The organism is Roseiflexus sp. RS-1 (assembly GCF_000016665.1).
Classification (GTDB): domain Bacteria; phylum Chloroflexota; class Chloroflexia; order Chloroflexales; family Roseiflexaceae; genus Roseiflexus.
Window position 1 is genome coordinate 3059037 of the sequence record NC_009523.1, and the last position, 20737, is coordinate 3079773.

Sequence of the window (20737 nt, forward strand, 5' to 3'; positions counted from 1 at the left end):
GCATGCCCGAATAGCGCATAAAAATGACAAAAACGGCACTTGCGCTTCCCCCCTGTCTTCGGCTAGAATAAGAGGTGCGCAGGCGCGCCAGAGGATACCACCAGATCGGCGCCTGCGCAAATTGGTTTCGTGCGCCCTCTTGTTTTCTGCCCACGGCAGCGTTGTTCGTGGAGTGCGCAGCGGATCTGTGCAGCCATACTCTCTCCGCACTTGCGAGAGGGGCCCCAGTCTCGCGCGAGATGGGGTGCAGGGGCAAGGGGGATAGTAAGTGAGGGTGTATGTTACATACGTGGAGGGACGAAGGCGTCCGCGTCCGACCGCGTCAACGGCCGATCAAGGGATGTATCGGGATTCGTATCCGGCCGTTCCGGCGAACGGACGAAGAGTATGCGGCAGTCGCAGCGATCGTGGCCCGCGCGCCTGCCGGTGAATTGTGTGATTTCGAGTATGGCCACCCTGCCGATCTGCGCGCCTTCGATGAAGGGTTCGCCCCTGACGCTTTACCGCGTCGCTACGTTGCCGTCGCCCCTGACGGCGCCCTCGTTGGGTACGCGCATACCTTCCCCACAACCTGGATAGCCGAGCCTGGCGGTTTCTGGGCGGCAGTGCGCGTTGTGCCTGCCTACCGTCGCCGGACGATCGGGCGACAATTGCTTGCTCGCGCCCTTGGTGAAGCGCATGCGGCGGGCGGCGTGTTCGCACTGTCGCAGGTCCGTGAACAACTCGCGGATGCAACCGATTTCGCCGAGCAAACCGGCTTCGTGGAAATGTTGCGCAGCTGGGAAATGCGTCTCGATACGCGCACCGTCGATGTGGCGCCCCTCCGCCGCTACGTTGAACGCGTCGAGGCGTCGGGCATTCGCCTGACGACGCTCGATAGACTGCGCACCGTCGATCCCGACTGGCTGCCGAAGCTGCACGCCCTGCATCTTGTGCTCAATCGTGATGTGCCGCTCCCTGATGCGCCGAACATCACGCGCGAGTGGTTCGAGCGCTTCGCGCTCACCTGTCCGGAGGCGTTCTTTGTGGCGCTCGATGGTGATCGCTACATTGGCGAGAGTTTCATGCATCCGGATGACCGGCAACCGGGATTGCTCAATCAGCGGATGACCGGTATGTTGCGAGAGTATCGCGGGCGCGGCGTGGCGATGGCGCTCAAGGTGCTGACGATTGAATATGCTCAGCGCTGCGGCTTCACCCGGATCAGCACGTGGGTCGAATCAACGAATACCGGCATGCTGGCGATCAATGAACGTCTGGGATTTACCCGCCATCCCGGGCTGGTGGTTTATCGGCAGGACCTTACCTGACAGGGTGCGGCGGCGCGGATGTGGGTGCAGCGCGGGTAGGGGCGCAGCGACGCTGCATCCCCTACTTGCCGCTTGACAACACCGATGGTTCGTGCTATGCTCTCCGCGTGGGAAAAGTTCCCATCCTATTTCTGGTGAATACTGACCGGAAGAAAGGCGGCAAAAGCGATGACACTCAGCATGAGTAAGCTCATCATCATGAGCATGAGCAATCGGGTGCGCGGAACTATTGGGGTTTCGCCACGCGCTGCTGATGATCGCCATGCGCCCACATTCTGGAGGCTCAAGCGTTGAAACGCACAACAAGATGAGCAACCGGGCCGTGGGCGACAGAAACGAGGCGTCCACGGCTTTTTGATTCCTTCGATCAGGCCGCGGGCGTCCCGATGGAACCCGCGGTCTTTTTGCGCCCGTGCCCCGCCGTGGTTCCATCCAGCAGCACCGAGAACCAGAAGTGACCGTACATGTCGAACCTGTGTGCTATAACAGGGGGGGCAGCAGTCGAGTAAGGGAGAAAAGCGGTGTTGATCCAGGAACGTGATGGCACTATTGTGCGCCTGCTCGCGCCACCGGGTGACGATCGGTGCACGATTCAGGTGGAAGTTCCACTGGAGAATGTGGAAGAACAGGCAACATTGTTCGATCGGTTGATCGAGTACGCTTTCACAACGCTGGGAGCGCGCTTCCTGGAAGTGCGCGTCACGACAGGCGATGAAGAAGCAGGAGCAGGACTGTGATTGCAGAACAAACGGCATCGTCGCCGGATATTCAGCGTATGGCTGCGCAAACGACTGTCGCGCTCGAAGTTCGTGACGCTCTGAAACGCTTCGGGCGCGAAACGACGCAGGGACAGCCGTTCTGGAAACGCAGCGCCCGCAAGCCGCCAGAGATGACGGTGGCGGTAGACCATATTTCGCTCAGTGTGCGTCGCGGTGAGATTTTCGGTCTCCTCGGCGCAAATGGTTCCGGTAAATCGACCCTGATCCGGCTGATCTCGACGCTGCTCATTCCCGATAGCGGCGAGATCCGCGTCTTTGGGTACGATGTCCAGCGAGAGGAACGGACGGTGCGGCGGTTGATCAATCGGGTCAGCGTCGAAGCGTCGTTTTTCAAGAAGTTGTCGGCGCTGGAAAATCTGATGTACGCGGCGCGTCTCTACGACCTGCCCAGAGCGTATGCGCGCCAGCGTTCGATCACGATCCTGCGCAGCCTCGGCTTGAGCGAGAAACGACTCTACGAACCGCTCGAGCATATGTCGCGCGGGATGCAGCAGAAGGTCGCTATTGCGCGTGGGCTGCTGACATCGCCGGTGCTTTTGTTGCTCGACGAGCCGACAACCGGACTGGATCCACGCTCGAAGCACGATGTGCAGCGCTTCATTCTGCGGATGCGCGCGGAGCATGATACGACGGTGTTCCTCACAACACACGACATGGACGAGGCGGACCGTCTGTGCGACCGGATTGCGATCATCGACAATGGTCGGATCGTGGCGCTCGATACGCCGCAAGGCTTAAAGAGTTCGCTTGGCGCTGGCGGCAAGAACGGCAGCGCAACGATGGAGGACGTGTTTATGGCGCTGACCGGCGAGAGTCTCGACGACGATTTTGAGTCTTCGGACGATTTCGAGAGCAGCGATGGGAACGAAGCGACAATCACAGGCGATTGCAGTTGACCGCGATCACGACGGGCAGCCGGAGACCGGACGTCTGATCGGCAGGGTGCTGCGTGCACAGAGCGGCTTCTTCCGCGTCGAGACCGACCAGGGCATCCTGATGTGTACGCTGCGCGGTCGCCTGAAAAAGGAGCGACAGTCCACCGACATTGCGGTCATTGGCGATCTGGTCGAGGTTACCCCAACGATGCCGGGGCACGGCGTTATTGAGGCGGTGCTGCCGCGCCGCACAAAACTGGCGCGACGCGCACCGGCTTCGAAGGGGGTCTGGAAAGAAGATGTGCTGGCGGCGAACATCGAACAGGCACTGCTCGTCTTTTCGTGCGCCAGCCCTGAATTTTCTCCACGGATGCTCGATCGCTATCTGGTGCTGATCGAGACGAGTGATCTCGATGCAGTGATTGTCGCCAACAAGGTCGACCTGGTGGGCGAAGCAGAAGCGCATCGTCTGTTTGCGCCGTATGAACGCCTGGAATATCCGGTGATCTACACCAGCGCCGTGACCGGGTATGGCATCGACGCGCTGCGTGAGCGGCTCGAAGGACGGATCAGCGTAGTCACGGGGCGATCAGGGGTCGGGAAGAGCAGTCTCTTCAATGCCGTACAACCGGGTTTGGGTCTGGCAGTCGGCGCCATCAGCACTGCGCTGAACAAAGGGCGTCACACAACCCGCGTCGCTGAACTGATCCCGCTCGATCTGCCGGGCGGCGGATATCTGGCAGATACGCCGGGCATCCGTGAACTGGGGCTGTGGCGCTTCCCGAAGGACGAACTGGCGCGCTGTTTCCGCGAATTTCGTCCATACCTGGGGGATTGCTACTTTGCAGGATGTACGCACATCCACGAGCCGGACTGTGCTGTGCGCGCGGCGCTGGCGCGCGGCGAGATTACGCCGGAGCGCTACGACAGTTATGTGCGGTTGTTTGAAGGAGAATGAGCGATGTGCGCCGGTGAGGAGATGATGAATATGCCGGACGCCAACCAACGCAACGGCGCCTGGCGCCCCGAGGTTGTTCCCGGAGCGCGGATCTTCCTGAGTGTGCTGCAACGCGAGGATGTGCCGGTCTTTGCGCGCTGGTTCAGCGACCTGGAGCTGACCGCGTACCTCGGTCAGGGGGGAATGGCGTATACCCTGGAACAGGAGGAAGAGTGGTATGCGCGCGTGTCGCGCGATGCTGGCAGCAAGACATTCACGATCATGACGCGCGATGACCGGCGCATGATCGGAACGGTAAGCCTGATGAATATTGACCATCGCCGTCAGTGCGCCGAACTGGGGATCGCCATCGGCGATACATCTGCCTGGGGCAAAGGGTACGGCAGCGAAGCGGTGCGTTTGATGTGCGACTACGGATTCACCTTTCTGAACCTGTATGCCATCTATCTGTGGCACTCGGGTTTCAACCGGCGCGCGCATCAGGCGTACCTCAAAGCCGGCCTCCGCGAAGCGGGCCGACTGCGCTGCGGTCCGCTCTTCAACGGTCGGCGCTATGATCAGGTCTTGATGGAAATAACGCGTGATGAGTTTGGACCCTCAGGGGTGGCTCATCTTGTTCAGCAGATAGAGAGTGATGTATGACGACCATATCAGAGCGACGCGGCGGCGTCCTTGGACGTGAATTGCGCGGCGCTTATGCGTTCATCGAGCGCAACGCCAATCTGATCAAACGGTACTGGGCCTGGGAATTGGTCTGGCTGGCGTACTCGATTGTCAATGCCCTGTCGATCACCTTTATCGGGCGTGCGTCGGGCGAGATTACCGGCGTGGCTATCGCGCCGGAGCAGATCAATACGTTTATCCTGTTTCTGCTGGTCGGAACGCTGGTGTGGCACTACCTCTCGGTGGTGTTCGACCTGATCAGTGAGTCGATCCAGTGGGAACGCTGGGAAGGAACGATCGAGTATACCTTTATGGCGCCAATCTCGCGTCTGACTCACCTGTTCGGTCAGGCGGCATTTGCGGTGCTGTTCGCCGTTGTGCATACGGCGATCATTCTGGCGGTCGTGTCGGCGTTCTTTCGTATCGATCTGAGTCGGGCGGATTTTGGCGCGATGCTGGTCGTGCTGATCGCTGGCAGCACAAGTTTCATCGGTCTGGGCATGTTTGCCGCCATTCTGCCGCTCCTTTCGCCAGAAAAGGGGTTGCAGATGACGAATATCATCAAGGCGATGGTGTTGCTCGTCAGCGGCGTCTACTATCCGGTTAGCGTTCTACCGGAATGGCTGCAACCGCTGGCATATATTTCACCAGCAACCTACATGCTCGACGGCATTCGCGCGGCGCTTCTTGAAGGCGCGAGCGTCGGAACGCTCTGGTCGGGGCGGGTGTTACCGCTGCTGCTGACCGGGTTGCTGACGATCCCAACCGGGCTGCTGGCGTTCATGCGCGCTGAGCGTTACGCCAAGGCGACCGGCAGACTCAAACGGAACGGATAATATGGTCTTTGAAGAAATATTCCGCTCCAGCCCGCGCAGGCGGGCTTCGCCTTGGATAGCCGAGGGCTTATGGTCTTTGAAAAAATAATCCGGTATAGCCCGCGCAGGCGGGCTTCGCCTCGCCTAGCCGAGGGCTTCAGCCCCACGGCTAGCGCGGTATACCGGATTTATTTCTCAATCTCCATCAGCCCGACGGCAAGAGGCGCATACCGGATTAAGTTCTCCAATCTCCATTGAACCTCTCCAACGTGACAGGGGGTATCGCAGGCGAACAGGCGCCTGCGATACTCATCCATGAACTACAAGGAGGCACCATGCCTGTCCAGTCAACAATTGATCGCGGCGATGGCCTGGTCGTACGCTGGTCAACCGCCGCCGATCAGGAGCGTATCGCCGATCTGTTTTCCCACGTCTTTCGTCGCTCTGCCGATGATCCGCCAAATGCGCGTATGATCGCGTATGTGCAGCATCAGATGAGTGGGTGCCATCCATTGATCGGACCAAACGACATCGCGCTGGTCGAGGATGCGCAACGCGGGATCGTGGTTGCGGCAACGTCGGTGATGCGGCAGCGCTGGGAGTATGCTGGCGTCCCGTTTACGCTCAGCCGCGCCGAGCCGGTCGCTGCACACGAAGAGTACCGCAACCGCGGTCTGGTGCGCGCCACGTTCGATCTGATGCACGCCCGCAGCGCCGAACGCGGCGACCTGGCGCAGTGCATTACCGGAATCCCTTATTTCTACCGGCAGTTCGGCTATGAGTACGCGGTCGATCTAGGCGGCTCACGCAGTGTGGCGCTGACCATGATCCCCGACGCAAAAGAAGGGCAGCCCGAACCGTTCACGCTGCGCGACGCCACTATCGATGACCTGCCGCAGATCCGGATGCTGTACGAACGGGAGCGGTCGCGCAATGTCAATGGATTGCCCATCCTCGTCTCGACCCCGTTCGATCACGACCACTGGCGCTGGACGCTGAGCGGGCAAACGGTTGATGCGGGTGAAGGATGGAATACCCGGATGATTGTCCGCCCCGATGGGCAACCCGTCGGGTATGTGCTGACCGGGCGCGTGCGCTGGAGTCCGGATCAGGTGCGGGTTGTGGGGATGATGGTCGAACCGGGCATACCACTGACCGCTGTGATGCCGCCGGTGCTGCGTGCGCTGCGTACGATTGCGCCGACGGTGCCGAATGCTCCGCCGAAGACCGGCGAACCGCGCCGACTGGTCTTCAGCCTGGGCGCAGCGCACCCGGTGTACGAGGCGCTGGGGCGCGATCTGATCATGCGGACGGAGCAGCCGTATGGGTGGTATGTGCGCGTGCCGGATGTGCCGCTGTTCTTGCGCCACATTCGCGCTGTACTGGAGCGACGTCTGGCGGGATCGTTCCTGGCAGGATACACCGGTGAACTGAACATTGATTTCTACAAAAGCGGTCTGCGCCTGGTTTTCGACCAGGGTCGGATAGCCTTCATCGAGCCGTGGCGACCGCCGGTGTACGGTGATGAAGCCAGCGCTGGCTTTCCGCCGCTGGTGTTCTTGCAACTGATGTTTGGACGGCGCAGTCTGGAGGAGTTGTGCGCCTGGCATGACGATGTGTGGGCGGATGACGAACCGGCGATGGTGTTGAATACCCTCTTCCCGAAACAGCCATCGTGGGTGCTACCGTTGGATTGAACCTGTACGGGCGCAGCGGCGCTGCCGCAGCGCTGCTGCCTTGCCTCAATCCAATCGCTTTCTGAAGCGCAGTGATGCGATGGTCAGGAGCGCCGCGCCGAAGATTGTCAACGCTGCGATCTGCGGCAGCAACGCTTCGATGCCCACACCCTTGATGATGATGCCGCGCACAACGACCAGAAAGTAGGTCAGCGGGATGATCTTGCTGATCAGCTGGAGCGCAGCAGGCATGGCATCGATCGGGTAGATGAAGCCGGAAATGAACACCGACGGCAAGAGGGTCAGAAAGGACAACTGGAACGCTTCAAACTGGGTGTGCGCAATGGTCGAGATCAGCAGTCCGAGCGCCAGCGTCGAAACCAGGAACAGGCACGCGATAGCCACCAGCAGGATCAAACTGCCGCGGATTGGAACGCCAAACCAGAGCGTTCCTACCAGCAACACCTCGCCGACGACGAGCAGTTCGATCACGGCATACGGCAGGATTTTTCCCAGCATCAACTCGTAGGGGCGAATCGGGGTCACGATCAACTGTTCGATCGTGCCGCGTTCCCGTTCACGCACCACTGCCGACGCCGTCAGGAGGGTCGCCTGAAATTGCAGCACCAGTCCGATCAGCCCCGGCACCATGAAGACGGCGCTGTCCATGTCTGGGTTGTACCAGACACGCTCACGCACCTGCGGCACACCGGGCATGAGCGTGGTCGTCGCGCCGCGTCGCGCCAGCGTCTCTTCGCGCACCCTGGTTGCCAGCGCCACGCCGATCAGCCGTGCCGATGACAGCGCATTCGATGCAACCGATGGATCAGATCCGTCGAGCACAAAAACAACCCCAACGTCACGCCCGGCAGTGACGGTGCGCCCGTAATCCGGTGGAATGATCAGCCCGGCGCGCGCCTGACCGCTATCAATCTGCGCCGCCAGATCACGTTCTGACATGACATAACGATAGACTGTGAATTGCCCGGACTGCACGAAGGCGTCGATCAGCGCGCGGCTCTGGCGGGTGCGATCCTGATCAAGGACTGCCAGCGGCACATTGCGCACATCGGTCGTTGCAGCGTAGCCGAGGATGACCATCTGGATCACCGGCGTCAGGAAGGCGATCATCAGCGCGCGCCGGTCACGCAGAATGTGGATGAATTCCTTGCGAATGATCGGCAGGATGCGGTTCATAACGGCGATGACGCTAGTCCACAATTGCCTGGTATGCCAGCGCACGAAAGTCGCGCTGCGGTTCATCCAGTCCCTGGTATTGCGTCATGAAGACGCCAGCGAATGACTCGGCAGGATCGACCCAGTAGTAGGTCGTGGCAGCGCCAGCCCATCCGAATTCGCCTGCTGTTCCCGGCATGCCCGACAGCCCGACGTCCATCAAGACGCGCGATCCAAGACCAAACCCGTAGCCGGGGTATGCGATGCCGGCAATATCCCATGGCAGAAGCGCCGGCGGGATGTGGTTGGCGTGCATCAGTTCCAGCGTCTTGCGTCCCAGGATGCGCGTCCCGTCGAGCGTTCCGCCGTTGAGTAGCATCAATGCGAACCGCATGTAGTCCTGCACTGTCGAGAACAGTCCATGACCGCCGCGCGCAAAGGTCTCCGGCTGATCGACCGGATAGCTCTCCTGCGGATCGATCCGCTCCAGGATCCCCTGTTGCCAGTTGAAGAACATCTGCAGGATCGTCATACCCCGCGCCCCCAGATCGCCGACGCCGTACATGGCAGCCAGGCGGTGACGCTTCTCCGGCGGCACGTAGAAGTCGGTATCGACCATGCCGAGCGGATCGAAGATCCGTTCGCGGAGAAAATGACGCAGGGGTTGGTCGGCGATGATCTCGATCACGTGCGCTGCGACATCGATCGAGACGCTGTAGTGCCACTTCGTGCCGGGATGGTACGCCAGCGGCAGTCGGGCGAGCTCGTCGACGAACTGTTGCAGCGTGCGCTGTGCATTGTGCATCAGTTCGTGCTGACGGTACAACTCGCCGACCGGCGAGTCGATCAGGAAGTCATAGGTGAACCCGCCCAGGTGGGTCATCAGGTCGCCAATGGTGATCGGACGTTGCGGCGCGACTTCTTTATCCTGTTGCAATACTTTGACGTTTGCGAACGCCGGGATGAACGTCGCCAGCGGTGTGATCAACTGGAAACGCCCTTCCTCGTAGAGCGTCATCAGGGCGGTGCAGACGATCGGCTTGGTCATCGAGTAGATGCGAAAAATGGCATCACTCCGCAACGCCTCGTCGGTTTCCTTGCTCATCCGCCCAACCTGCTCGGCGTAGACGATCGTGCCACGCCGTGCGATCATCATACTTGCGCCAGCAATAGTTCCCCGGTCGATCCAGCGTTGCATCGCCGGACGAATGCGCGCCAGACGGTCAGAACTGATGCCGACGCTTTCGGGAGATGCGGCTGTGTCGCTCATAAGGCGTCCTCTCCTATCAAACACTCAACGCTCAACGCTCATCCACCAACCGTTCAACGTTCAACGCTCAACGCTCAACGCTCAACGCTCATCCACCAACCGTTCAACGTTCAACGCTCAACGTTCAACGTTCAACCTTCAACGTTCAACCTTCAACGTTCAACCTTCAACGCTCAACGTTCAACGCTCAACGTTCAACGTTCAACCTTCAACGTTCAACCTTCAACGCTCAACGCTCAACTCCCGCCAGAACTCCAGCACCGCGCCATCACCGGTCTGAGTGGACATGCGTTCGACCTCGTAGGTATGCACTCGTCCGCCGGCATCGGGCAACGCCACCTCGGCGCGCCCCTCGTCATCCTGGCTGATACGCTGCATGCCGTGCAGGCAGAGTCGCTGACGCAGTTCGGCATACGACCGGCCGACGAGTTCGCGCGGATGTACGCCGACGATGCGATCTGAGAAGAAACGGTTGACAGCGAGCACCATATCATCAGCGTCGAGCAGCAGCACGCCCTCTGGCAGGTGATCGAACACAACGCGCAGCAGATCGCGACTGTTCTGCACCTGACGGGCGCGTTCGGCAAGCAGGCTTTCGAGCAGGCGCGCATCGCGCCGCAGCGCTTCCGCCTGACGCATCCCGGCGCAGATTGCGCCCAGCGTCCCGGCATAGATCGTCAGGTTTGCCCACATATCCGCAGAAAGCGCCGGTTCCTCCAGCGCCGCGCGATACATGACCGCCACTCCTACATCCCGCCCCATGCGCGAGAGCGGCAGCGCAATGCACGCCGGGTAGGCGCCGCTTTCGCCAGGCGCGCTGATCATCGCCTCGGCATCGAGCGCCCGTCGAGCGATTTCGGCGATATGCTCGAGCGCTGACGGATCGGGTAACACAGCGTCCGATGGCACGACTGGAGTGAGCAGTCCGCTCTCGTCGAGCAGGAAGAGCGCACCGCCATCCATGCCGAAAACCTCGACGCTCTGCTGATGCACAAGCGTCGCCAGTTCTTCGTAGGAATGCTGCACCGTCAGAAACTGCCCGATGGCTTGCAATGCGCCAATCGCGCCGGCGGGCGCCGGACCCAGCGAATCCTGCAAGGCGACTGAAAGACGCGAGAGCGTGACGGCGCTGCCCTGGAGTTGTTCATTGGCCTGGTGCAGACGCGAGACGAGTTCGAGCGCATCGGCGCTGGAAAGTTTGCTCAGGTCGGCGAGGTCCATCCCGTGCCTCCTTGCATGCGTTGGATCCGAGAGACCGGCACATACTTGCATTGTAACATGGCTGAAGTGCAACAGGATGCAGATCACTTAACGTTTCTCTTACACTTTAGCGATTGACATAAACAAAACCCGGACGAAGACGCAATACCCCTCACCCCGCTTTCTCCACACCGGGTTGCATCCCTCTCTCCATATTAGATTTGTCACTGGTGTGGCGTATCCCTATAAGTAAGAGCGACCTTGCTGCGCTTCATTCCTCCTCCTGACCAGCAGGATGCATGGAGGAGGGGCTGGCGATTGAAATCGCGCCGTGGGGGCGTGCCGCCGGGCGGCCACCTTCGTGGACGCTGCTCCGTCCGCTGAAGGGCTGGCGATTGAAAATCGCGCCGTGGGGGCGTGCCGCTGAAGGGCTGGCGATTGAAAATCGCGCCGTGGGGGCGTGCCGCCGGGCGGCCACCTTCGTGGACGCTGCTCCGTCCGCTGAAGGGCTGGCGATTGAAATCGCGCCGCGCGGGCGTGCCGCCGGGCGTCCACCTTCGTGGACGTCGCCCTGTCCGCCGTGGACGTCGCCCCGTCCGCTGCGGCACATGGAGGACGCTATGCGACGCAACAAACTTGCTCTCTGTCTTTACCTGGTCTGGACGACGGATGAGCAGGACGCTTCCGCGCCCGCGCCGGCGGGCGCCCGGTCGGAGGCCCGCCAGGGGCGATGTCAATCGCTGGTGCGTGAGGCGGTGAAGGAGGACTCGCCCGCGCCGGCGGGCGCCCGGTCGGAGGCCCGCCAGGGGCGATGTCAATCGCTGGTGCGTGAGGCGGTGAAGGAGGACTCGCCCGCGCCGGCGGGCGCCCGGTCGGAGGCCCGCCAGGGGCGATGTCAATCGCTGGTGCGTGAGGCGGTGAAGGAGGACTCGCCCGCGCCGGCGGGCGCCCGGTCGGAGGCCCGCCAGGGGCGATGTCAATCGCTCCTGCTCCGCGATTCTGCCGAATGTAAAACAACATCACATCGCTTATGTTGTTTTATAAGTTGGACGGAGTTCCCGGCGCGGGCGCACACGTCGGTGCACCCCTTCACGTTGTCGTCCTACGTGCAACCCGCAACCTGCAACGGTCGTCCCACGTCCCACGTCCCACCCGCAACCTGCAACCTGCAACCTTCATCCCCTCTCGCCTCTCGCCTCTCGCCTCTCACCAGACAGTAGCAGGTTGTAAACCCTGCGTCGCCATTTGTTTCCGCCTTGGGATGCGTCGCCGTGCTACCCTGACGGAGAACGCGGTCGTCGGCGCCATCACGTCGGGCATGGCGCTGCAAGGAGGACAGACGGTATGAAGAAGATCCTTATCATTCATCTCGGCGAAGGCGAAATGCTCTTGCCGGTCACCTTTTTAGACCAGGATGTCGAGGTGCGGCGCGTCGGCTGCGGCGGCGACGTGGCGCGCGCCCGGGCGTTGATCGCCGAATATGACGGCGCTGTTGATGCGATTGGGCTGGAAGGCATGCCAGCGGTGTTGCGTCTGGGGAGCGCGCAGGTGCAGCATGCCATTGGCGCGGAACTGCCCGCCGTCGCACGGGTGACCCCAGTTGTGGATGGCAGCGGCGTGCGCCCCGAACTTGAACGCTGGGGCGTCATCCTTGCCGAGCGCGCGCATCCGCTGATCTTCAACCACAAACGTGTACTCTTTGCCCCAGGCGTTAATCACGAAGGGCTGGCTCAGGCGCTGACGCGGCGCAGTTCGGCAATACGCTTCGCCGATCCGCAGCTGTTCTTTGGTCTGCCCGATGCACCCGGAGTCGGCAGTGCGCAAACCCTCGACCAGGCAGCCGCACCGACTCTGGAGGCGCTCAAGGAGGCGTCGTTCGAGACGATTGCTGGCATCACCGGTGCGCCGCACCACCAGGGCAGTTTTGTCTGGGCGGACATTCTGGCGGGCAATATCGCCGCCATTCGCCGGTTCGCGCCTGAACGGTTGGACCGGAAAATGGTGATCGTCGAGTCGGCGAGCGACGAGGACATCGCCGACCTGCGCGCACGCGGCGTCGAAACCCTGATCACGCTGATGCCGTCACTTCAGGGCAAAGGGGAAATTGCGCGCTATCCGGCAGCCACGATCGAAGCGCTGCTCGTCGCGCTTCGCCCCGATCCGCAGGCGCCGCTCACCGAGGATACCTACCTCGACCTGCTGGCGGATCTCGACTGGGCGCCCGCCGTCGTGACCCTGCAACCAGAGGCGGCCGGCGTCAACAAGTTCGCCTTCGTCATCCACCCGTTGAGCGTCAGGTTCATCCACGACTATCCGCCGTTCTACTGGACGCGCTACGTTCCGGATACGATCGTCGAAGCGGCGGCGGCGTATGTGCCGCCGATCTATGTCGGGAAGATCACCGGCGGACGTTCGCCGACGACCGGGCAGCGCATCGAGGGGTATCTGATCTCGCTTGGCGCAACGCCGCGTCAGATGATGAAGCACAGCCCGCGTTTCACCTACAATCTGCTCAATCAGGCGGCGCACCTCGCCGAACGCCTCGGCGCACGCATCATGGGGCTGGGCGCCTTTACCAGCGTTGTCGGAGATGCGGGCATTACTGTTGCCAACGAAGCGGATATCGCCATCACCAGCGGCAACAGTCTGACCGTCGCCGCAACCCTGGAAACTGCCAAGATTGCAGCGCGCATGATGGGATATCGCGATCTGAGTCGTGGGCGGATCATGGTCATTGGCGCCACCGGTTCGATCGGTTCCGCCTGTGCGCGACTGGCGGCGCAGGCGACGAAGGATGTGGCGCTGGTCTCGATCGAGCCGGAGAAACTGATCGACCTGAAACGCCTGATCGAGCGCGAAACGCCAGGGGCGCGGGTGGTGATTGCGACCCATGCCAATGATCTGGCGGGCGAGTGCGACCTGATCATCACGGCGACCTCCGCCTTTGGTCAGCGCGTCCTTGATGTGACGGAGTGCAAGCCGGGCGCCATCATCTGCGATGTGGCGCGCCCGCCGGACATCAACCCGGCGGAAGCGGCGCTGCGCCCTGATGTGCTGGTGATCGAGAGCGGCGAGGTGCTGATCCCCGGTGACGTTGAAATCGGGTATGATATTGGCCTGCCGCCCAAGACGGTCTACGCCTGTCTGGCGGAAACGTCGCTGCTGGCGATGGAAGGGCGTTTCGAGGATTACACGCTGGGGCGCAATATCTCGCCCGAGCGGGTGAAAGAGATCTACCGGCTCTTCCGCAAGCATGGCTACCGCCTGGCGCCGCTGCGTTCGTTCGAGGAATATATCACCGAAGAGCAGATCATGCACAAGCGCAGACTGGCGGAGGAGTTGCGCGCCGATCCCGAATTGTTCGCGCGGCGCAAAGCGGAAGCGAAGGAACGCCTGAAATCGATCCCGGAGATGGCGAAGGGCGTGCGCGCTGCACGACGCAGCAAACATTCCGCAGCGTGGGGCTGGGCGGGAGTCGGCGCAGTCGCGCTGAGCCTGATCGCGCTGCGACGCCAGGCACGGATGCAGTAGTGGTATGCAACCATTAATGCGCATGGCAATTGGTGTGGCGCTGGTGCTTGGGGCGCTCCTGCTGGCGGCAAATACGCTCGGCAATCGCTCCGGTCCGCCTGCAAGCGGACCGGTTGCCGGCGACCCTGAGCGCGGGCGGATCGTCTTTGAGCGCGCCGGATGCAGCGCCTGCCACGCACCCACGACCGAATTTCGCGTCGGGACCGGCATGGCGGGCGTGTTGCAACCGGAAGGTCCGGTCTATCCGCCGGGAGTGGACTACCGCGGCGCGCTCCCCAACGGCGCGCCGCGCACCGAGGAGAACGTCGCCGCCTTTATCCGCACGACCAATCAGGGGCAGATCGGACTGATGCCAGGGCGCGCCCTGAACGATCAGCAGATGGCCGATCTTCTTGCGTATTTGCGAACGCTGAGAAGGTAAGGGTTACAATGTTATGTCAACCAGCACGCCCCTGGTGATCATTCGAGCAGGAATGATCGCAGCGCTGCGTGGTACGCTTCCGGTTGTTCGATCATGGGAATATGCCCGCACTGATCGATCAGCGCCAGACGCGCCTGGCGCATGATCTGCGCCGCTGCCTGAAGCGAATCCGGCGGCATGATCTGGTCGCCGACGCCGCCGATCAGCAGCGCCGGTTGCGGTGCGCTCCGCAGCGCATCGAACACCTGCGGGTCGCCGACACTGGCGACCGCCATCAGATGCGCCCGCAGGTCCATCTTCGTCAGATCGACGATCCCCTCCTGGAGCATCCACTTTTCGCGCAGACCGTTTGCGATAAACCTGGCCGCCATCAACTGCGGCAGCGGCGGAATGCAGAGCAGCGCCGTTGCAAACGGTCGCCAGAGTTCGACCCACGGTGCGATCAGGTTGAGCCACGGGTACCCTACGCGGAGCGACAGATCGAGCGGCGCGCGCGCCAGCGCGAAGATCAGGCGCTCGATCTCATTTCCTATCGCCCCCAGGGATGTCATCACCAACCGTTTCACTCGGAGCGGTTGGGCGGCTGCCAGCGACGCTGCCACTGCTGCGCCATACGAGTGACCGTTAATGTCGAACGTCGTCAGCCCAAGCGCATCGGCGAACTCGGTCACGACCTGCGCCTGCCGTGCGACCGTCGCAGGTTCGGGAAGCGCAGGCGAGTCGCCGAACCCCGGCAGATCCGGCGCGTAGACCCGAAAATCCGACGACAGGTCAGCGAGCGTGGTGAGCCAGTAGCGTGACGATGCCGCCCAACCGTGCAACAGGACCAGCGGTGGACCGTGCCCGGCGGCGCGGTATGCCAGCGGACCGTGTGACAGTTCAACGACCTGGGGTGCGCCAAGCAATTCGCGCAAGAGCGTTGCGGGTTGCGGTGCAGATGCCTGGTCGTGGATCGAGAGGCGCAGCCCCTGACCACGCCGCAGTGTTGGGTCTCCTGATTCGGAGGTCGGTGCATCGTCGTGTGACGATGTGACCGAGAGGCGCAGCCCCTTGCCGCGCCGGATGGGAGTCGGGTTGTCTGAAGGAGATTCGGCGCTCATGGTCACCTCAGTGGGTCAATCGCGACTCAAGTTCGTCCGCCAGTGCGCGGTATGCCTGCGCGCCAGCGCTGCCGGGCGCATAGCGGTGGATCGGCATGCCCGCAGTTGGCGCTTCGGCAAGTTTGATATTCATCGGAATAACGGTGTGAAACACCAGTGACCCATACCGTTCGCGCACCTGACGTTCGATCTCGTGACTCAAACCGGTGCGGCGATCGGCAAGGGTGCAGAGAATGCCGCCGATGGCAAGGTCGGGGTTGATCTCGCGCACCAGGTCGATGGTTTGCTCGAGTTGCGGCATCGCCTTGAGCGCATAGGCGTGAAGTTGCAACGGCACCAGAACGCGGTGTGCAGCCGCAAGCGCATTCAGCGAGAACAATCCGAGTGAAGGCGGCGGGTCGATCAGAATGTAATCGTAGGTCTCGTGCGCGGTGCGCAGCGCCTTGCGTAGCAGCAGTTCCCGCCCGACCCGTCCCGCCAGTTCGAGTTCCGCGCCTGCCAGCAGCAGCGATGAGGGAATAAGATCGACCCCCTCATCGACGCGGATTGTTGCGAATGCGCTGCCCCGCTCCGGGTTGAGCAGCACTTCGTAGACGCTGTACTCCAGCTGCGACGGATCGACCCCGAACCCCTGCGTCAGGTTCGCCTGGGGATCGATGTCGATCAGCAAGACGCGCCTCCCGCGTGCGGCAAGCGCCGTTCCCAGACTCAACGCAGTGGTGGTTTTACCGACCCCACCCTTCTGCATTGCCAGTGCGATCACGTGGCTCATACATTTTTCCTGGGCGTGGGAGAACCCGATGCGGCGCCGGGCATTCCAACCGCCATTATACCAGGTTTATGGTGCACTGCGTCAGGCCCCTGGTCGTTCCAGGGTAAACACTTCGCCAAGGCGGGCATACTCATCGCCGCTCAGCCGCGCCACCGGTCGCAACCGCAGCGGATCGATCGTCCCATCCGGGCGCAACAGGTCACGGCGGATATGGAAACGCACCACCCGCCCGATGATCATGGTGTAACTGCTGCCCTCGACCGGCACAATCTGCGTGACTTTGACTTCCATCGCCACCGGCGCCGCTGCAACGCGCGGCGGGCGCACATCGACCGACGGCGCCGCCGCGAGACCGGCGCGCTCGAACTCATTATCGCCGTAGGACCAGTCGCCTGACGTGATATTCATCTGCGGCGCCAGGTCCTCATCAACAATGTTCAGCACCATTTCGCCGGTCTCGCTGGCGTTGCGCAGCGTGTCCTTGATCGCACCGGCACGGCGACTGACCGAGATCATCACGAACGGCATGGGACCGCCAACGGCATTGAAGAACGAAAAGGGCGCCAGATTGACCGAACCGTCGGCGCCAATCGTTGACGCCCAACCGATGGGGCGCGGCACGACGCTGCTGACCAGCAGGCGATAGGCGTCACGCGGCGCCATGGTTTCAGGAACGAACGAAACAAAATCCATAGCGTTGTCGGGTATCGATACTGTTGCTTCTCTTGCAGTGATTATACCAGGAACAGATCCGCTCGCTCTCGCTTTGCTCGCCTTGCTCTGCGACGCCGCCACGCGCCGCTGCATTGGCGCATATGATACAATCGTAGACGTGGGACGGCATCTCTGACACAGCGGTCGAACAGGAAACCCATGCAACCGCGGATCTATGTCGGACACACGCCGGACACGACGGATGAGCGGATTCTTCTGCGTGAACGGGCGCTGATGCTGGCGAATGCCGTTCGCCGTTCACCGACGGAAGGCATATGCGCCATCGCATTCAATATGACGGTCGGAACAGAGTCGCCGCTGACAGGGATTGACCTGATCGTCATGCGGACGACAGCGGTGATTGTCGGGGCGCTGCGTACCTTTGCCGGTCCTATCGACGCACCGCCAGGCGGAGTCTGGCGTGATCGCGCCAGCGGACAGCCGATCCTGGAAGCGGATGGGTCCCACCCGCTGCACCGCATCCGTGTGCAGCGCGACGCGGTGCAGCTAAGCCTCAACACTGCCGCAGCGCGCCTCGGTCTTGATTCCGCCGATCCACGTCCGTTCAGGCGCGTGATCGGCGCAATTGTCGGCGTGCCGGCGATACCCGCCGATTCGCGCATCTCACTCGATGTCGATGATCACCGTGATCATCTGAAGGTGTGCAGTTTCGAAGAACTGCCGGGCGTTGCGGCGCTGGCGCATAGTGGCTTGGTTATGTCAACTGAGATCATCCACACGATCCTCGCTGATCTGTTCGGCTGTCGGTTGTGGTACGACGATGGACGGTTGCTGTTCGAACTTGCGCCGCCACGGTTCCAACTCCGCATCACGGCGCCCGGTCGTGCGCCGGTGACGGCGCCGCTGTACGAAGGCGAAACGGTCGTGGGGCGACGACAATCGGCGCAGGGGATCGAACGACGCATCACGCTCTCCAACGATGAACTGGTGTCGAGTGATCATCTGCACATTGTGTGTCATGCTGATCCAGCAAGCGTGATGATCCGCGACACGAGCAAAAATGGCGTCTGGGTCACGCCGCCGGACGGACCAATCGAACACATTCGTCACGCAGAGCGCACCATTCCGGTCGGCACGCGCCTGCGATTGGGGATGACCGACATTATTCTGGAGCACGTATGAGCAAACGTTTCTGGTTGCTGAAAACCGAACCGGACTGCTACGCCTGGAGCGATCTGGAACGCGACGGTCGCACGGTATGGGACGGCGTAGCCAACAATGTGGCGCTCAAATACCTGCGGGAGATGCAACCGGGAGACGAGGCGCTGATCTATCATACCGGCGACGAGCGATGCGCCGTCGGGCGGGCTGAGGTGATCAGTGCACCCTACCCCGATCCGCAGCACAACGACCCGCGCATGGTGGTGGTTGATATTCGCCCGCTGGCGCCGCTGCCGCGCCCGGTTTCCCTGACGGCGATCAAAGCCGACCCGGCGTTCGCCGACTTTGCGCTCGTGCGTCAGTCACGTCTGTCGGTTGTGCCGGTGACCGAAGCGCACTGGCGGCGATTACTGGCGATGGCGGGGATGGAAAGCGATGCCGGTTGATCACCCCTGTTCCACAGACAGTCCTACCCGCCCGGCAAGCGAGGTAAACGTGGCGCGCGCCGCCTCCGACGTGAAACCCCAGGCGAGCAGAGTGAAGTAGTTCGACATCCAATCGCTGCCAAAGGTGGGATTCTGGATGTACAGTTCGTTATACCCGGTCCATCCCCAGAGCGTAATCAAAATAAGGAACTGCGCCAGGCGGAAACCGTAGAGGCGGATGCGCGCCCAGGGCAGGCGCCCCGACCACCCGGCAGCAACTTCACGGTGCGCCGCCTGTTCCGGCTGCGGCATTGTGAACGTTAGACGCGGGAACTGCGGCGCGCTCGCTTCGAACACCGCCGCAGCCATTGTCGCCTGACCCGCCTGCCCGCCGAGAAGCGCGGATTCCGGCGCACCTCTGGGCAGGTGCGCTTTCAAGCGCTGATTGAGATCGGACAGTGCCTGGTCAATCTCATTGTAGTTGGGGCGGTTATCCGCAGCCTCCGGCAACAGAGTTTCGATACGACGCGCCAACTGATCGATCTGCGCCTGGTAGGCGCTCTTCTCTGCTGGAATCAGCGCAGTCGCGTCCAGGATCGTTTGCAGGTTCTTGCAGCGCGTATCGAGGTTCAGAAAGTCGTTGATCTGCGCAATAACGCCGTTCAGGCTCTCCTGAATACTGTTCAGATCGGTCGTTGATGGCGCCGACTCCTCAATCTCGCGCAGACGACGGTGGATTGCGACAGCATAAGCGGGTCTGCCCTGCGCATCGGGTTGCAGCAGCGTGCGTGCACGATCAAGTTGCTCGTGCAGCAGACGCCACGGTTCCAGCCAGCCGAGCCAGCGGGTCAGCAGCTGTTCCGCCCGATTATACGCCTGAAGCGCATCGTCGAGTTTGCTGGCGCGCAGCCAGGCTTCTGCCAGGTTCAATTCCTGGCGCAGCGTGCGACGCACCGAATCGGGCAACCCGGACGTCGCCATGACTCGCGCCGCCAGACGCTCGATCCGTACCGCCAGATCGTCACGCTGCCGCCCACCTCCCAGATAGGTCGAAATCAACGCGGCGACCGCCACACCCGCAATCAGGGTCAGGAACGGAGTCCACGGCGGATCTTTGATTGTTACCGTCACCGGGATTTGCAGCGACGCCGGGATGCCGCCAGCATCATAGTTCACCCAGATCGTGCCGTTGTACGCCCCGCTGCGCGCCTGGGCAAACGAAATCGTCACCGTCAGCGTCAACGGCTTCCCTGCTTCGACCCGTTGCGGCGGCGGCGCAATGCTTAGCAGACCGGAGAGGGTTGCAGCATTGTCGGTGCGCACAAAATCGGAGACCAGCACCTCGACGCCTGAAACCGGGGTCGACGCACTGATGAACAGCACCCGCTCCTGCGGCGGATCGCCCAGCGTTCCGGCAACCGTCAGGGAGGGCGGATTGCTTGAAGCCGTCTGGGCAAGGGTATCAACCGGTGTGATGAACCCGAACGCCACGACGGCAATACCTATCAGGAGTGGCGCCATCGCAATCATGCGCGTCCATGGTGAGCGCTGAAAAGCAGTCATAGAGGCTGGTCTCCGGTGATCGGCGGCATATTCGTTCGCAGTATACACGAATTCGCCGGAGACGTGAGCAGAAGCGCTCTATCCTGCGACGGCGCGCTGAACGTCAGGACGAGGCGCGGCATCGTTCTGGCTCTCATCTCACCCGTGGATCGGTGTTGTCGAAGACGCTCCGACGCAGAGTTCGACAGATTATTTTGCAATTCGGAAGCGACCTGTTGCCAGCACGATTGCTCGATTGACAGTCTGGAGGCGGCAGGATGCAATTCAACCCGGAGACTGCCGCCAGCCTCAATGATAGGCTTCATGTTTTTATCTCTCCCGACGTTGCATACGCCTTGCGCGAAGCGATGCTCTCATTGACGGTCGA

The 20737-nt window shown here is 61.8% G+C and carries 19 protein-coding genes; 12 read left to right on the forward strand and 7 right to left on the reverse strand.

The genetic code is table 11. The features are described 5' to 3' along the window. Positions 1-278 precede the first annotated feature (278 nt). The 7 genes from ROSERS_RS12780 (at position 279) to ROSERS_RS12810 (ending at position 7097) form a co-directional block, all read left to right on the forward strand. Positions 279-1310 (forward strand): GNAT family N-acetyltransferase, encoded by a 1032-nt coding sequence (locus ROSERS_RS12780; RefSeq protein WP_011957194.1) that lies wholly within the window; start codon positions 279-281, stop codon positions 1308-1310. Positions 1311-1831: 521 nt separating this feature from the next. Then, entirely contained in the window at positions 1832-2047 is a 216-nt protein-coding gene (locus ROSERS_RS12785) for a hypothetical protein (protein WP_041333620.1), read from the forward strand. A 38-nt stretch (positions 2048-2085) separates the two neighbouring features. Beyond that, complete coding sequence (locus ROSERS_RS12790; RefSeq protein ID WP_011957195.1) at positions 2086-2985, forward strand: ABC transporter ATP-binding protein; 900 nt, start codon at positions 2086-2088, stop codon at positions 2983-2985. After that, the gene (gene rsgA, locus ROSERS_RS12795) at positions 2948-3922 is read left to right on the forward strand and encodes a ribosome small subunit-dependent GTPase A (RefSeq protein ID WP_049767514.1); all 975 of its coding nucleotides are present in this window, start codon (positions 2948-2950) and stop codon (positions 3920-3922) included. The genes ROSERS_RS12790 and rsgA overlap by 38 nt, the downstream gene beginning before the upstream one ends. Positions 3923-3952: 30 nt before the next feature. Continuing rightward, positions 3953-4564 (forward strand): GNAT family N-acetyltransferase, encoded by a 612-nt coding sequence (locus tag ROSERS_RS12800; RefSeq protein WP_041335347.1) that lies wholly within the window; start codon positions 3953-3955, stop codon positions 4562-4564. Further along, positions 4561-5421, forward strand: coding sequence for an ABC transporter permease (locus ROSERS_RS12805; RefSeq protein ID WP_011957198.1), 861 nt, complete (start codon positions 4561-4563; stop codon positions 5419-5421). Before ROSERS_RS12800 ends, ROSERS_RS12805 begins: the two co-directional genes overlap by 4 nt. A gap of 314 nt (positions 5422-5735) precedes the next feature. Further along, positions 5736-7097 (forward strand): GNAT family N-acetyltransferase, encoded by a 1362-nt coding sequence (locus ROSERS_RS12810; protein ID WP_011957199.1) that lies wholly within the window; start codon positions 5736-5738, stop codon positions 7095-7097. 45 nt (positions 7098-7142) lie between these two features. On the opposite strand, the gene ROSERS_RS12815 is transcribed toward ROSERS_RS12810, so the two are convergent. The 3 genes from ROSERS_RS12815 to ROSERS_RS12825 all read right to left on the reverse strand — a co-directional run bounded on the left by ROSERS_RS12815 (position 7143) and on the right by ROSERS_RS12825 (position 10743). Continuing rightward, positions 7143-8273: an ABC transporter permease gene (locus tag ROSERS_RS12815; protein ID WP_011957200.1), complete on the reverse strand. Its 1131-nt coding sequence runs from the start codon at positions 8271-8273 to the stop codon at positions 7143-7145. A 13-nt stretch (positions 8274-8286) separates the two neighbouring features. After that, positions 8287-9522 carry a serine hydrolase domain-containing protein gene (locus ROSERS_RS12820; RefSeq protein WP_011957201.1) on the reverse strand — a complete coding sequence of 412 codons (1236 nt, stop codon included), beginning with the start codon at positions 9520-9522 and terminating at the stop codon, positions 8287-8289. Between the two features lie 222 nt (positions 9523-9744). Further along, entirely contained in the window at positions 9745-10743 is a 999-nt protein-coding gene (locus tag ROSERS_RS12825; protein WP_011957202.1) for a PAS domain-containing protein, read from the reverse strand. Positions 10744-11021: 278 nt separating this feature from the next. On the opposite strand from ROSERS_RS12825, the gene ROSERS_RS12830 reads away from it, so the two are divergent. The 3 genes from ROSERS_RS12830 (at position 11022) to ROSERS_RS12840 (ending at position 14674) form a co-directional block, all read left to right on the forward strand. Beyond that, a complete protein-coding gene (locus tag ROSERS_RS12830) occupies positions 11022-11942 on the forward strand; it encodes a hypothetical protein (RefSeq protein WP_011957203.1) in 921 nt (306 codons plus the stop codon). A 124-nt stretch (positions 11943-12066) separates the two neighbouring features. Continuing rightward, positions 12067-14253 (forward strand): serine carboxypeptidase, encoded by a 2187-nt coding sequence (locus tag ROSERS_RS12835; RefSeq protein WP_011957204.1) that lies wholly within the window; start codon positions 12067-12069, stop codon positions 14251-14253. Between the two features lie 4 nt (positions 14254-14257). Next, positions 14258-14674 (forward strand): c-type cytochrome, encoded by a 417-nt coding sequence (locus ROSERS_RS12840; protein ID WP_011957205.1) that lies wholly within the window; start codon positions 14258-14260, stop codon positions 14672-14674. A 38-nt stretch (positions 14675-14712) separates the two neighbouring features. Here ROSERS_RS12840 and ROSERS_RS12845 read toward each other — a convergent pair whose 3' ends face one another. The 3 genes from ROSERS_RS12845 to ROSERS_RS12855 form a co-directional block, all read right to left on the reverse strand. Then, positions 14713-15774, reverse strand: coding sequence for an alpha/beta fold hydrolase (locus ROSERS_RS12845; RefSeq protein WP_011957206.1), 1062 nt, complete (start codon positions 15772-15774; stop codon positions 14713-14715). A 7-nt stretch (positions 15775-15781) separates the two neighbouring features. Further along, positions 15782-16546, reverse strand: coding sequence for a ParA family protein (locus tag ROSERS_RS12850; protein WP_011957207.1), 765 nt, complete (start codon positions 16544-16546; stop codon positions 15782-15784). An 81-nt stretch (positions 16547-16627) separates the two neighbouring features. Next, the gene (locus ROSERS_RS12855) at positions 16628-17239 is read right to left on the reverse strand and encodes a flavin reductase family protein (RefSeq protein ID WP_011957208.1); all 612 of its coding nucleotides are present in this window, start codon (positions 17237-17239) and stop codon (positions 16628-16630) included. Between the two features lie 180 nt (positions 17240-17419). On the opposite strand from ROSERS_RS12855, the gene ROSERS_RS12860 reads away from it, so the two are divergent. Both ROSERS_RS12860 and ROSERS_RS12865 read left to right on the forward strand, forming a co-directional pair. Continuing rightward, positions 17420-18403, forward strand: coding sequence for an FHA domain-containing protein (locus tag ROSERS_RS12860; RefSeq protein WP_011957209.1), 984 nt, complete (start codon positions 17420-17422; stop codon positions 18401-18403). Further along, on the forward strand, positions 18400-18828 hold the full coding sequence (locus tag ROSERS_RS12865; RefSeq protein ID WP_011957210.1) for an EVE domain-containing protein: 429 nt from the start codon (positions 18400-18402) through the stop codon (positions 18826-18828). The genes ROSERS_RS12860 and ROSERS_RS12865 overlap by 4 nt, the downstream gene beginning before the upstream one ends. On the opposite strand, the gene ROSERS_RS12870 is transcribed toward ROSERS_RS12865, so the two are convergent. Next, positions 18829-20370, reverse strand: coding sequence for a hypothetical protein (locus tag ROSERS_RS12870; RefSeq protein ID WP_011957211.1), 1542 nt, complete (start codon positions 20368-20370; stop codon positions 18829-18831). Positions 20371-20737: the final 367 nt, after the last annotated feature.

What these genes read in the sequence shown, in the direction of transcription:
- rsgA (WP_049767514.1), top strand. Translation starts at nt 2,948, where the DNA reads ATGGGAACGAAGCGACAATCACAGGCGATTGCAGTTGACCGCGATCAC.
- ROSERS_RS12805 (WP_011957198.1), top strand. Translation starts at nt 4,561, where the DNA reads ATGACGACCATATCAGAGCGACGCGGCGGCGTCCTTGGACGTGAATTG.
- ROSERS_RS12815 (WP_011957200.1), bottom strand. Translation starts at nt 8,273, where the DNA reads ATGAACCGCATCCTGCCGATCATTCGCAAGGAATTCATCCACATTCTG.
- ROSERS_RS12835 (WP_011957204.1), top strand. Translation starts at nt 12,067, where the DNA reads ATGAAGAAGATCCTTATCATTCATCTCGGCGAAGGCGAAATGCTCTTG.
- ROSERS_RS12780 (WP_011957194.1), top strand. Translation starts at nt 279, where the DNA reads ATGTTACATACGTGGAGGGACGAAGGCGTCCGCGTCCGACCGCGTCAA.
- ROSERS_RS12840 (WP_011957205.1), top strand. Translation starts at nt 14,258, where the DNA reads ATGCAACCATTAATGCGCATGGCAATTGGTGTGGCGCTGGTGCTTGGG.
- ROSERS_RS12800 (WP_041335347.1), top strand. Translation starts at nt 3,953, where the DNA reads ATGCCGGACGCCAACCAACGCAACGGCGCCTGGCGCCCCGAGGTTGTT.
- ROSERS_RS12870 (WP_011957211.1), bottom strand. Translation starts at nt 20,370, where the DNA reads ATGACTGCTTTTCAGCGCTCACCATGGACGCGCATGATTGCGATGGCG.
- ROSERS_RS12855 (WP_011957208.1), bottom strand. Translation starts at nt 17,239, where the DNA reads ATGGATTTTGTTTCGTTCGTTCCTGAAACCATGGCGCCGCGTGACGCC.
- ROSERS_RS12850 (WP_011957207.1), bottom strand. Translation starts at nt 16,546, where the DNA reads ATGAGCCACGTGATCGCACTGGCAATGCAGAAGGGTGGGGTCGGTAAA.
- ROSERS_RS12830 (WP_011957203.1), top strand. Translation starts at nt 11,022, where the DNA reads ATGGAGGAGGGGCTGGCGATTGAAATCGCGCCGTGGGGGCGTGCCGCC.
- ROSERS_RS12845 (WP_011957206.1), bottom strand. Translation starts at nt 15,774, where the DNA reads ATGAGCGCCGAATCTCCTTCAGACAACCCGACTCCCATCCGGCGCGGC.
- ROSERS_RS12810 (WP_011957199.1), top strand. Translation starts at nt 5,736, where the DNA reads ATGCCTGTCCAGTCAACAATTGATCGCGGCGATGGCCTGGTCGTACGC.
- ROSERS_RS12825 (WP_011957202.1), bottom strand. Translation starts at nt 10,743, where the DNA reads ATGGACCTCGCCGACCTGAGCAAACTTTCCAGCGCCGATGCGCTCGAA.
- ROSERS_RS12790 (WP_011957195.1), top strand. Translation starts at nt 2,086, where the DNA reads ATGGCTGCGCAAACGACTGTCGCGCTCGAAGTTCGTGACGCTCTGAAA.
- ROSERS_RS12860 (WP_011957209.1), top strand. Translation starts at nt 17,420, where the DNA reads ATGCAACCGCGGATCTATGTCGGACACACGCCGGACACGACGGATGAG.
- ROSERS_RS12820 (WP_011957201.1), bottom strand. Translation starts at nt 9,522, where the DNA reads ATGAGCGACACAGCCGCATCTCCCGAAAGCGTCGGCATCAGTTCTGAC.
- ROSERS_RS12865 (WP_011957210.1), top strand. Translation starts at nt 18,400, where the DNA reads ATGAGCAAACGTTTCTGGTTGCTGAAAACCGAACCGGACTGCTACGCC.